This window comes from Candidatus Angelobacter sp. (assembly GCA_035607015.1).
Lineage (GTDB): Bacteria > Verrucomicrobiota > Verrucomicrobiia > Limisphaerales > AV2 > AV2.
This window is the reverse complement of sequence record DATNDF010000053.1, coordinates 1-11,678: the sequence shown is the minus strand read 5'-3', so window position 1 is coordinate 11,678 and position 11,678 is coordinate 1. Positions and strand designations below refer to the sequence as shown.

The window sequence follows — 11,678 nt, the reverse complement described above, 5'->3', positions numbered from 1 at the left end:
GCTGGCGCAGCATTCATGTCAGTGACGGCGACCAGCCTTACATGAAGCACTGGTGGGTGCCCGGATTGCAGATCGGCTATGAACACAGTTTCGTTCATCAGGTCGCAGACTTCCTTCAGGGCCTTTCTGATGGCAAACCTGCGAAGCCCGATTTCAAGGACGGCCTCGCCACGGACTACGTCGTCGATGCCGTGCTCCAGTCCGGCAAGTCAAAGCAGTGGGTGAAGGTGAAGAGGGCGAAGTAGCCGCTCATCAAATTCGAGGGCGCGGGATGACGCGAGTTGTTTCGCGCTTTTTTGTCACAAAGCAACGATGGGCGCGAACAGGTCAAGGTGGGTCATCGGTTTGATCACGGCCCTGGGCCTGGTTGCCGTCGCGCTGTTTTTGCGGACGCGCGGACCCGCAAATGAAGTGGGCGTCGTACGCAGATTGCCGGACGGATCGACACTGGAACTTCGGCAGGTCGCGTTCACGAACGGGTTCCAATACCATCATCAAACCGGCAACCGACTGCAGCGGCTTATCGGGCCCATCATGCCGGCGTTCGTGAGAAATCGGTTCTTTTCGTCCGGCAGCGGCAGCTTTGGCTTTGGAAACGACGGAAACGCGAACTTGTTTGCAATCACAGTGAACCGTGGCGGCGTAATCAACTCGTCATTGGCCAGACTTCGCGTTTTCGACGAGCAGGGCAATTTCTACGATGCGAGTTGGGGGGCCAACACGCTTGGATTCCCAGGCGAAGTTGCGCAAGGGTGGCAAATCCGCGCTTTTCCGCGACGCAGTAAAACGGTCGGCCTCAGATTTCTTGCCCCCACCGCCGACGGCGGCTGGACGAATGCGGCCGAGTTCGTTGTCCGCAATCCCGCTTGCGCGGATTACCCGCAATGGACTCCCGAGCCGTGGCCTTCCACAAAAAGCGATGGAAATCTCGCGGTCACGCTCGGCGAATTCCAAAGTGGCGGACGAATGTCGGGCAACCGCGGTCGCGGCGATGAACAAACGGCACCGCGCAAAACCCGCGTCGCGTTTGATTTTACCGAGGCCGACCGGCCGGCGAACGGCAGCTGGCGCATCCAAAAGCTCACCATTTCCGACGTCACGGGCAACCGGTGGTCTCCGTACCTGGATTTTGTCGATCAGGACCTCGATTGGGCCACCAACGGGACGGTGGAATTTTTCGGCGCGCTCTGGCCGGGTGAAGACGCGTGGAAACTTGAGGCTGAATGCGTCCGCACAGCCGGTTTCAGCGCGGATGAACTTTGGGAAGCTCCTCCGATTCAGTTGCCGGCTTTCGGTCAACTCACCGATTTGACGAACAACTGGCGGCACGATGGCATCGCGATCCGGTTGATTGCGCTCGCCAGTCCAAACACCGACCATTCCGGCTCATTCAAATGGGTCGCGAAGTGGTGGGGCGAGGACAAAAACAAAGTGTATTCACTCGCGTTGAAACTCGGCCCTGAATTGAAAAGCCATCGATTGAGCGTCGTACAAGCGGTTGACCAGGACGGACGCGAAATCGAGATCGTCCAGCATGGCAACCAGGATTACGTCGAGCAGGCTGTATTCTTGAAACCACGACCGGAGTCGCGCGGGTTGAAATTGACTTTCGCTCTCCAGCGCAGTCGCTTCGTCCGGTTCCTCGCGCGACCGCAGTTCGTGAAGGACAATGGGGCCAGCAATCCCGTGAAAAACGGAATCCGATGACAGGGCGCTTTGCCTCGATGCTGTATCCTGGTTTGCAAAGTTTGTGGCTTCCCGCATTCTCTCGTGAAATGAATTCCGCCGCTGCAGACCACTGAAAATGCTTCCCGCGTTTCTCGCGACAATTCTCTTTTCCCTGTCGGTCGTGTTTGCGAATCGCACAACGCGCGTCCTCGGTGGCATTCCGGCCAACCTTTACCGGCTCTGTCTTTCAACGATCCTCCTGGCGATCTGGGCGCACGCGTTCGGAAAGGGACTCGCCGGCGGCGCCTTTCCGGTCTTTTTTCTGAGCGGCTGCGTCGGTTTCGGTTTCGGTGATCTCGCGCTTTATCAGGCGCTGCCGCGTCTCGGCCCGCGCCTGACCATTCTGATGGTTCACTGCCTGGCTGCGCCGTTCGCGACGCTCGTGGAGTGGCTCTGGATGGGCACCACTCTCTCGCCCGCGCAGCTCGTTTCTTCGGCCGTGATCTTGACGGGAGTCGCCCTTGCGCTCGCGCCGGGTGAACACCTGCACATTCCGCGCAACGTCCTGGTCGCCGGCATTGTTTTGGGATTGATCGCGGCCATTGGCCAGGGCGGCGGCGCGGTGGTGAGCCGCAAAGCCTACGCCGTCGCGAGGGCGGGTGGACAAGATATCGATGGCCTCACCGCGGCGTACCAACGAATCCTCGGGGGCCTCGTGTTCGCCCTGCCGCCGTCGCTGTGGATCCTGTGGAAGAAGCGCCAAAACAATCGCGCCGCCGGCAATGCCGCCGAATTCTCGAGGGCAAAATTCAAATCGGTTCCGATCTGGCTGTGGGTGGTGTTGAATAGTCTTGCCGGACCAACGGTTGGCGTGGGCTGTTACCAGTGGGCACTGGGCGTTGCGCCCAGCGGCGTGGTGCTGGCCATCGTCGCCACGACGCCGCTGGTGGTCATTCCTTTTGCGCACCTGATGGACGGCGAGCGGTCGGGTCCGCGCTCGGTGGCCGGCGGTGTCGTTGCCGTCGCGGGGGCGATCAGTCTGGCTCTGGCGCGTTAGCTCGCGCACGTCTTTCCCATGTCGCGACGCAAGCAAAAACTCGCTTTCGCGCGCGAAAAAATCTTCGCCGAATTCCCTTTCCGTCTGGCGCGCGCGCGCAAATCGGCGTAGCGTCGCGCCAGATTTCGGAAAGCGATTCGGTTTACCGGGAATTGACGTGACCCACCAGCCGACAACCGCGCAGCAGGTCGTCGAAGATTTTTTCGGCGATGCCGGGCTGCTGGCCGCACAAATAGGCTCCACGGAGGGGCTGGTTGCACTCGGCGGAGCAACGTCGCAGGCATTTCAGCGCGTCACCGATCTGCCCTCGCTTCGGAAGTTTCTGCGGGCATACCAGACGCAGGTTCTCAATCCTCTGGAACTGCCCGCCATTTGCGAGGCGCACAGACACGCCGGCCTTTTTGAGGTTCGCGAGTTGATCGAATTGGATCGCCGGCTCGCGCACGAACCGTTGCTGGAGGCATTCGCCGCGGCCAGCCAGCGCGCGGGGAAGGCGCAGCTCAAGCGCCTGCGTCCGCTGCGCGATCAGCGGCTGGTCCAGCGTTACCTGCGCGCCGTCCAGGCCGGAGAGGCGCACGGCTGGCACACCGTGGTTTACGGTTTGATCCTTTCACTCTATTCGCTGCCGTTGCGACAGGCCCTGTTGAGTTACGCGCAGCAAACAACCCGCGGCTTCATTTATTCGGCGGCGCGCGGCATGGCGCTTGCCGAGTCCGATTGCCTGGAGGTCGTTGATGAGTTGTTCGCGGATTTCCCTGCTGCGATCAACACGGCAATGACCTCGGCGACGGCCTCATGGGCGCTGATCGGTTGAAAAATCCTCAGTGGCGATTCTTCGCTCAGAACGGGCATGCGCCATTCCCAAAGCTTGCACGTGAACAGGCCGGATGCGGTCTGTCATTTTTCCCCGTCGTTCGTTGGGACCTGCGCGTTCCTTTCGAAGGGTGAATAGAAGCGGGCGTTTCCCCTGTCACCGTTCGCAATCATTTCCGGCGGCGGGGTCTTCAATTGAATCTGTTCTTCCGGTGCGCTCCCATCGCCGGAGCATCGGGATTAACTTCGGGGCCGAAGTAGCGGAGCGTCACGAGCGGCTCGGTTTCACTCGTGTTCTCGAAGGTCACGCCGGCCTTCGCGCCGTCCTCGGTGCAGAAGTATTCGTCCTCGGTCAGTTCGGTGAAACGGATGAGTTTGGGGCTGACCAAGGGCTGGCCATTGATTCTGCCGCTGCCCTGCACGCAGATGAGTCCATAGGCGCCGTTGTCGCGCACGGTCGCGTTCACGCCCGGGTTGACGGTGAGTTCTTTGGCAGTGAAGAGCTGTTGGCCATCGACCTTGCCATAGACGATCCAACGGTCCACCCAACCTTCCTTGCGCGTGTCGGCCACGGGGACGGGTTCGAGGTAGTGGTGGTCCTTGAATCTCGGGTCCACATTTTTATCCCAATCGAGCTGGTCCACGATGAAGTCGAGGTCATGGTGCCTGCTCCGGGGCATGTCCTTCACGAGCAGGCTCCACGGCACTTCGCGGCCTTCGACGAGATTTTGATACATGCCAAAGACGTCACTGCCCCATTGCGGCTCGTAGGTGCAAAGGCTGCCGGGCGCGTGGAGAATGCACGGATCAATGAGCCAGCCGGAGCCGACCTTGAGACGGTACGCCTTCGAGAGGTCGAGGATGCCGTTGTCGCCTTTGTTCCAGTTTTCGAGGCACCGGCGGACCTGAGCCCTGGTGGTGCCAGGTTCGAGGCCCATGAAGGTGTAGGGAAAATTATTGCCAACGTTGTTGTGCTGCGGCGGGAAGTAATAGCTCTCGGGCTTGCCTTCCTGACCGACGAGCCTGGCCTGTCTGGCCGATTGGTGCATGTGGTGCGGGATCGGCCCCATGTTATCGAAGAACTTGGAATAGACGGGCCACTTGCCATGCTTCTTCCAGATCGACTTGCCGACGAGCGTCGCGCCGCAATCGTTCACCGCCTGCTTCAGCGTGAAACGTTCCTTGCCGACGACGCAGTAACTCAAGCCCTCGTCTGCCGCGCGGCCTTCGTTGGCGGTGACCGTGGTCGAGGCGAACCAGCGTTCGTCAATGCCGCCACGGTTGAGACCGTAGGCATACGTGTCGTCGGGATGCAGCTTGATGCGCAGGCCAGGTTGCAGAAAAGAGCGCGGCACCCAGTTTGGCGCGAGGCGGAGCAGGCCGCCGGTGCGGGAGAGTTCGTTGGAAACTTTGGTGGAGGTGTTGCCTTTGACGGTGCGGAGTTGTTTCACGGTGTTCATGGATTCGTTCGCGAGTTAAAGCGTTGCCCGGTCGTCTTTGTTCGGTGTCGTATGTGACAGAGGAGAGCAAATCGGCTGTTCGTTGTCAGCCGCAGAATTCAGCGCGACGGGCCTCCCAGGAAGCGCCGACTTGGCCTCCGCTTCCACCTCGCGCGGGCAACGGCGCGCTCAACGATTCGATTCGATCTGGTTTTTGATCTCTTCGAGAAAGCCCTGGATCTGGCTCGCGCCATTAGGAACATCCACTTCTGATTCTAGGTCGGAGCGCCACGCCTCGACGCCCATCGGTCTTCCGACGAAACGCCAGGAACCGTTCGTCTGACGGACGAGCCTGAGCCGGACACGCAGCGCCTTACTCGCACGGCCGCTCTTGGTCGGCTTGTCGAAGACCTGTTCGTAAGCGTGTTCCGAGCCTCGTTCAACATACCCGCGTCCGACGAAAAACTCCCGCGTGATTGCCTGGATCTCCTTCACCGGTCTTGATGCAAGGGTGACTTCAGGCAATCCCGATTGGGTCGGGGGAACATTTTTCGCACCGGATGACTTACAGCCCGCGAGCGAAAGGGCCAGCGCACAAAACAAACTGCCATGGAATGCCCGGCAGGAGACTTTGTTCATAATGGTTCCGGCTGGATCCGGCCCGTGGATGGTCGTGGTTGTTCCTCGCCGCCGGAGTTGCTCGCGCGGTTCGATCGGGAGACAAGAAGGGCGGTTTTCGGGTTGGCGGGCGCCAGAGCCCGGCCGCGGTAGGGGCGATGATATATCGCGTCCGGCGGGCACCGCTCAACGCACGAGATGTCGTTCAGGTTCGCTTTTTTCACAGTGCCTCGTAAAATTATTTTCCGGCCGCGAACGCCGCGGCGTTCCTGTCGCCGTTGGACTGGAGATAGGCAATCAGGTCGAGGATATCCTCCTTCGTTAAGATGTTTGCGGCACCTTCCGGCATGGGCGACACCTTCGACGCCTCGCGTTTGGTAACATCCTTCTTGTTCACAACCGTTTTGCTGTCCGGCGCCAGCGGATTTACGACGATCACCAGCCGGTCGTTTGTTTCCTCGACCAGCCGGCCGGTTAGATCTTCGCCATCCTTTTTCGTCACAGTGATATTCTGGAATTGTTCGGAGATGACCTTCGAGGGGTCGAGGATGGACTCAAGGATGTCATGGGGGTTGAAGCGGCTGGACACACCGGTGAGATCAGGGCCGACCGAACCCCCTTCGTTGCCGAAACGGTGGCACAGGATGCACTGGGCGTCGTTGAAGGCCTGTTTGCCCCTGGCAAAGTTGCGGCCATGCGATAACTGGTCCAGCGCCGGCGCAAGATCATCCATTTTCCATTCCTTCACGAATGAGCGCTGCACGGCGGACGGCTTGGTGGCATTTTGCGGACCCGCGATGACGGACGCCAGTTCCGCGCGCTGGTCGTCGGAAAGCGACGCGACGGCCTCTTTACGGATGTTTTTGATGAAATTCGGAAAGCTCGCCCCGTCGTGATACGCCTGGCCGACGTCGGCAAACCATTTGAAGGTATCCAGCGGGTGGCTGATGCCTTCGCGGCTCTGGTTGAACCAGCCGAAGTAGTGCCTGCGTTGCTCCATGGTCCAGCCGGTCTTCAGATTCCTCAACGCAACGATGTAGCAAATCTGTTCCTCCTGAGTCTGCGCTGAATCGAGCAGTGCCAGCGTCTTGGGCACGACTCCGGGTGCTTCGAGATAGACGAGCAACTGGCACAATTCGCGGTTCAGCGGGAAGCTTTTCGCCGGATACAACGGATCCACAGCGCCGATGATTCCGTTGATCGTATCCTCATCGGGCCTGCCGAGGCGGATGAGGGCCACTTCCAGAACGCGCAACGCTTCGAGTTTCTGCATTTCGTCGAGCTGGTCGGGGGCCAGGCGGCCCAGCGCCTGCAACAACTCCTTCTCCGCCGCAGAATTTCCGCGGCGAGCGAGCGCGAGCAGCGCGGTAAGTGACGCCTGGGTGCGCGATTCGTCCAGTGCGCGCGCCTGCCATTGCTCGACCGGCTGGCTCTCAATGGCAATGCGGGCGGCGTAACGAATCCAACGATCCGGGCTGTCAAGATGCGGCCACGCGAAGTCAATGGCGGCGGGATCCGTTTTGCCGTGGAAGGCTTCGAGTTTGTGACGCAAAGCGCGGGCCTCAGCAGCCGATTTTCCTTCCGGCGACGGGGACACCGCCGAGCGTGGCGCTGCCTGCGCGACGTAACTCACACGATACAAACCTGCCTGTGTGCCGCGACCGCCGGTCGTGAAATACATCGCCCCGTCAGGACCGAATTCGAAGTCGGTGACATTGAGCGTCGCCTTCGGCGCATTGCCAGTCAGTCCTTGCGGGGCGACAAAGTTTTCAAACGTCCCGGAGTAGGTCGCGCCGTTCTCCGTGGGATGAACGGCGAGGATTCGCCCGTAGGACCAATCCATCGCGAAAAACGCCCGTTTGTATTTCTCCGGATAATTGCTTTTCGTCCCGAACCTTACCCCGGTCGGCGAGCCGATGCCGATATTGACAACCGGAGGGAGACTGTCGGGGTAATATTCCGGCCACTTCGCGCTGCCCTCGCGAAATCCGTAGTCGCCGCCGCTGACGATGTGCACGATGCGAATAGGCCGGTACCACGGCATGCCCCAATCCCATTCCATGTCGCTGTCGAAGCCGAACAGTTCGCCGTCGGCGTTGAACGCGATGTCGTAGGTGTTGCGAAAACCGGCGGCGAACAATTCGCAGTTCTTCGCGTCGCGATCCATCCGCAACACGAAACCGCCGGGCGGTTTGTTGCCGGCGCCGAAGCCGTTGCCATCCTCCATGCGCGGAAGAATCACGTCATCCGCATAGTTGCGGTGTGGCGAGTTTGGCGACAGGTCCGCCGGAAGCTTCACGAAATTGCCATGTATGTAATACAGCATGTTGTCCGGACCAAGCACGACGGCGTGCGAGCCGTGTTCACCGGCGGCACCTTCAAACTTCCGGAGGAATTCCACTTTGTCGAACTGATCGTCGCCGTTCGTGTCACGCAGGCGATAAAGACCCAGGCCGTCCGGGCCGTTGCCGCTGACGTAGAGACAGTCGAACGCGTAAAGCAGACCCATCGCCGAGCCGACGGGCAGGTTGATCGGCTCAACCTTCGCGACCTGGCCAGAATTCGAGAGCGTTACGCGGATCATCCGCGGGTCGTTTTCCTGGGGTGACATGATGAGGCGGCCCTTCGAGTCAACCGTCATGCTGACCCATGAACCTTCGCCGGGCTCGGCGGACCGGATCAGTTCGACTTTGAACCCCGGCAGCACGGCCAGTTTTTCCGGGGTTGTGGCGTGCGGAACCACGAAAACATCACCCCACGGTTGCACGCCGAGTTTGCCAAGGCTCGCGACCTTCGCCCAAGCGCTCGCGTCGAAACCGGGCTTTTCCCAGCCGGTGCTTCCCCTTTCGGCGGAGACCCACGTCGGATCAGTAATGACAGTTTCGCTGCGGTTGTCCGCAAGCGTGAGTTCCAGCTTCAGAATAACACCGGCGGGACCACCGTTGTTTCTTCCGCGGATGGCGACGACGTTCTCCCCCTTCACAAGTGCCGATGTAACGTTGGCCGCGCTGGCATGCTGCCAGCTCCTGTTCTGCGCAGCGCGCCGGCCGTTGACATAAACGATGGCCTCATTGTCCGCCGCGACTGAAATCACGGCCTTTGTCACGGTGTTATCAAGCGTGAACGATTTGCGGAAGAAACGGACCTCGTCCTCATCCGGTGCCTTGCCCTTGCTATCGTGCCAGATCCACTCCGGCGTTTGCGCGCGCAGCGGATTCGAGACGAGCAGCAGTGCGGCAAGGTATAAAAAGGGAAACGGTGGTTTGCTTGCGTTCATGTTCGATAAAATGACTGCGGACGTGAAAAGTGATTGCGAGCGGAGAGCTTATTGCCGACGGTGGAACGCGGGCAAGGAGTTTTTCCAATACCCCATCTTCATCCTTCACAGGCCCGGCGGACAAAAATCTGCGGAAGAGCATCGGCGGCGGGTGAATCTGTCGTCCCCGCTTTGCGCCGCGCGTCGGGCAAACAAAGACAGTCGGACGCGCGGCAATTCGCCATTCGACATTTCAGCCGCCTTTCCCCATATTCCCCGCTCGATGAAATCAATGACGGGTTATGGACGCGGCGAGTGCGCCCAGGACGGCTTCAAGGTCACGGTCGAGCTCACCTCGGTGAACCGGAAGCAGAGCGAGATTTCCGTCTATCTGCCCCGGGAACTGGAAGCACTGGAATCGCGTATTCGCGACGAGGTCAACCGCCGCATTGCGCGCGGTCGGTTAACCGTCAAGGTTTCGCTGCACGCGTCCGACGGAAGCTGTTCGGGTCAGGTCAAACTGAACGCGGCACTGGCGCGGGCGTATTCGCGGGAATTGAACCGGCTGGCCAGGGAACTGAAACTGGCGGGACCGGTCACGCTGGAAACCCTGCTGCGCGTGCCGGGCGTGCTGCAGACCGGCGAAGACCTGGCGGACGCCGGGGCGTTCTGGCAGGCGGTGGAGAAGTCCTTGAGAAAAGCGCTTGACGGGTTGATCAAGATGCGCGAGCGGGAAGGGGCGCACCTGGCGAAGGATCTGGAGAGGCGGATTGCCATGGCGCGCAAATCGGTCGAGCGCGTCCAGAAGCAGGCTCCGGAAGTTGTGGCGCGTTTTCAGGAGCAATTGCGCGATCGGATCAAGAATGCAGGGTTGGAAATGCCGGGAGTGGACGACGAACGGTTGCTCAAGGAAATCGTTTACTTTGCCGACCGTTCCGACATCTCGGAGGAATTGACACGCTTGCAAAGCCATTTTCAGCAATTCGAGGACTGCGTGAAATCAAAGGACCCGATCGGCCGCACGCTCGATTTTCTGGCGCAGGAGATGAACCGGGAAGTGAACACCATTGGCTCAAAGGCGAACGACAGTTTGATTTCGCGCGAGGTGGTGGCGTTGAAGGCCGAGCTGGAGAAATTCCGCGAACAGGTGCAGAACGTTGAATGAGTGGAGAGAAGCAAGCAACCGTTGACGGTGGCAGACGGCGGGCCAGCCCATTGCTGTTGGTCATTTCCGCGCCGTCCGGCGGCGGCAAGACGACGCTTTGCCAGCAATTACTGGCAGCGAATGGGGATATCGTCCGCGCCATTACCTGCACGACCCGCCCTCCGCGCGCCGGTGAACGGGACGGCGTGGATTATTATTTTCTCGACCCGGCAACATTTCTCAAGCGGGTGAATGCGGGGGATTTTCTTGAGCACGCCACGGTTTTTGGCAACCGCTACGGAACGCTGAAGTGCGAGGTCCTGGACAAGCTCCGGCAGGGCCGGGACGTGGTGTTAAACATCGACGTGCAAGGCGCCGCAGCGATCCGGCAGAAAGCCACGGAAGATTCCGAGCTTGGCGCCGCGCTTGTTTCGGTTTTTTTGACACCACCAAGTCTGGCCATACTGGAGAAACGGCTGCGGAAACGGGGGGCGGATTCCGAAGGCGCCATCCAAAAACGTTTGAGTGTGGCGCGCCAGGAGATCGCACAGTGGAAGCACTTTGATTATCTGTTGATCAGCACCACCATTCCCGAGGATTTGCGGCGTGTTCAGATGATTCTGGCCGCGGAGAAAATGAGACAGGTTCGTGCGCAGCCACCGGAGATATGACTCCAAAGTCAAAACGCGAGGGTTCAAAACCGGCGGGCCCCAATATCGTGCTTGGCGTGACCGGTTCCATCGCGGCTTACAAGGCGGCGGATTTGACGAGTCAACTGACCCGTCAGGGCGCCGAGGTGAACGTCGTCATGACCGCGGATGCGCTCCGGTTCATCACACCGCTGCCGTTCAAGACGCTGTCGCGGCATCCCGTTGTGACGGACCTTTACGACGAGGAAGAGGGATGGAAGCCGGCGCACGTCCGCCTGGCGGACGAGGCGGACCTGCTCCTGATTGCGCCGGCGACGGCCAACAACCTTGCGAAACTTGCGCATGGGATCGCTGACGATGCATTGACATGCATTGCGCTGGCGTTGAATCCACGGGCGAGATTTCTTATTGCGCCCGCGATGAATGGCAAGATGTGGCTCCATCCCGCGACGCAACAGAATGTGGCAACCCTCAAGGAGCGCGGTGCGGAATTCATCGGTCCAGAGCAGGGGATGTTGTCATGCGGTTACGAGGGTCTTGGCCGGCTTTGGGAGGTGGAAAAAATCGCCGCGCGGGCATTGGAGTTGCTGGCGTAAGCGAGTGAAACCACGTATGATTGGACCGAGGCCATGAGTTTCGCTACGCGCCATGATTCGAAGATCGCGGGCTTCTTCCGGACTCCGGACTGGTTGCGTTTGCCGGACTGGCTGACCAGCCAGGCACCGGATTACGGTCACCAGACGACCCGGGTCCGATCGGTCGAACGGAACATCATCCTGCCGATCAAGGGCGTGATCATCGCATTGCTGACCTGGTATCTGTTCCTGTCCAATTGGTTTGACGACGTCTATACATTCCGCGAGGCCGTGCTGTTGACCGTGCGACTGTTCTTTCTGATTTACATCGTCGTGAATCTGGCCGCGGCAATCATCCTGGTCGGGATGGATGAGCTGCCGTTCAAGCTGATCCGTGAAGTGGTCCTCATCGAGTCAGTCATTGATATTCTGTTTTGGGGGGCGATGACAGTGGTGAC

The 11,678-nt window shown here is 59.9% G+C and carries 11 protein-coding genes; 8 read left to right on the top strand and 3 right to left on the bottom strand.

What is annotated here, in order from left to right; genetic code table 11:
- From VN887_02190 to VN887_02175, 4 genes are all read left to right on the top strand, one after another.
- Nucleotides 1-245: Gfo/Idh/MocA family oxidoreductase (locus VN887_02190; GenBank protein HXT38811.1), on the top strand; the 245-nt coding region annotated here is incomplete at its 5' end.
- Between the two features lie 67 nt (nt 246-312).
- Nucleotides 313-1,707: a hypothetical protein gene (locus tag VN887_02185; GenBank protein ID HXT38810.1), complete on the top strand. Its 1,395-nt coding sequence runs from the start codon at nt 313-315 to the stop codon at nt 1,705-1,707.
- Nucleotides 1,708-1,804: 97 nt separating this feature from the next.
- A complete protein-coding gene (locus VN887_02180; GenBank protein ID HXT38809.1) occupies nt 1,805-2,725 on the top strand; it encodes a DMT family transporter in 921 nt (306 codons plus the stop codon).
- Between the two features lie 157 nt (nt 2,726-2,882).
- Nucleotides 2,883-3,539: an urease accessory UreF family protein gene (locus VN887_02175; GenBank protein ID HXT38808.1), complete on the top strand. Its 657-nt coding sequence runs from the start codon at nt 2,883-2,885 to the stop codon at nt 3,537-3,539.
- Between the two features lie 190 nt (nt 3,540-3,729).
- Here VN887_02175 and VN887_02170 read toward each other — a convergent pair whose 3' ends face one another.
- The 3 genes from VN887_02170 to VN887_02160 all read right to left on the bottom strand — a co-directional run bounded on the left by VN887_02170 (nt 3,730) and on the right by VN887_02160 (nt 8,872).
- Nucleotides 3,730-4,998, bottom strand: coding sequence for a hypothetical protein (locus tag VN887_02170; protein HXT38807.1), 1,269 nt, complete (start codon nt 4,996-4,998; stop codon nt 3,730-3,732).
- A 168-nt stretch (nt 4,999-5,166) separates the two neighbouring features.
- Nucleotides 5,167-5,616 carry a hypothetical protein gene (locus VN887_02165; protein ID HXT38806.1) on the bottom strand — a complete coding sequence of 150 codons (450 nt, stop codon included), beginning with the start codon at nt 5,614-5,616 and terminating at the stop codon, nt 5,167-5,169.
- A 217-nt stretch (nt 5,617-5,833) separates the two neighbouring features.
- Nucleotides 5,834-8,872 (bottom strand): c-type cytochrome, encoded by a 3,039-nt coding sequence (locus tag VN887_02160; GenBank protein HXT38805.1) that lies wholly within the window; start codon nt 8,870-8,872, stop codon nt 5,834-5,836.
- A gap of 262 nt (nt 8,873-9,134) precedes the next feature.
- Between VN887_02160 and VN887_02155 the strand changes: the two genes are divergently transcribed.
- The 4 genes from VN887_02155 to VN887_02140 all read left to right on the top strand — a co-directional run.
- Entirely contained in the window at nt 9,135-10,016 is an 882-nt protein-coding gene (locus VN887_02155) for a YicC/YloC family endoribonuclease (GenBank protein HXT38804.1), read from the top strand.
- Nucleotides 10,013-10,666 (top strand): guanylate kinase, encoded by a 654-nt coding sequence (gene gmk / locus VN887_02150; GenBank protein HXT38803.1) that lies wholly within the window; start codon nt 10,013-10,015, stop codon nt 10,664-10,666. The genes VN887_02155 and gmk overlap by 4 nt, the downstream gene beginning before the upstream one ends.
- Complete coding sequence (locus VN887_02145; protein ID HXT38802.1) at nt 10,663-11,241, top strand: flavoprotein; 579 nt, start codon at nt 10,663-10,665, stop codon at nt 11,239-11,241. Before gmk ends, VN887_02145 begins: the two co-directional genes overlap by 4 nt.
- 33 nt (nt 11,242-11,274) lie before the next feature.
- On the top strand, nt 11,275-11,678 hold a 404-nt coding region (locus VN887_02140; protein ID HXT38801.1), incomplete at its 3' end, for a hypothetical protein.

What these genes read in the sequence shown, in the direction of transcription:
- VN887_02185 (HXT38810.1), top strand. Translation starts at nt 313, where the DNA reads ATGGGCGCGAACAGGTCAAGGTGGGTCATCGGTTTGATCACGGCCCTG.
- VN887_02180 (HXT38809.1), top strand. Translation starts at nt 1,805, where the DNA reads ATGCTTCCCGCGTTTCTCGCGACAATTCTCTTTTCCCTGTCGGTCGTG.
- VN887_02170 (HXT38807.1), bottom strand. Translation starts at nt 4,998, where the DNA reads ATGAACACCGTGAAACAACTCCGCACCGTCAAAGGCAACACCTCCACC.
- VN887_02165 (HXT38806.1), bottom strand. Translation starts at nt 5,616, where the DNA reads ATGAACAAAGTCTCCTGCCGGGCATTCCATGGCAGTTTGTTTTGTGCG.
- VN887_02160 (HXT38805.1), bottom strand. Translation starts at nt 8,872, where the DNA reads ATGAACGCAAGCAAACCACCGTTTCCCTTTTTATACCTTGCCGCACTG.
- VN887_02155 (HXT38804.1), top strand. Translation starts at nt 9,135, where the DNA reads ATGAAATCAATGACGGGTTATGGACGCGGCGAGTGCGCCCAGGACGGC.
- gmk (HXT38803.1), top strand. Translation starts at nt 10,013, where the DNA reads ATGAGTGGAGAGAAGCAAGCAACCGTTGACGGTGGCAGACGGCGGGCC.
- VN887_02145 (HXT38802.1), top strand. Translation starts at nt 10,663, where the DNA reads ATGACTCCAAAGTCAAAACGCGAGGGTTCAAAACCGGCGGGCCCCAAT.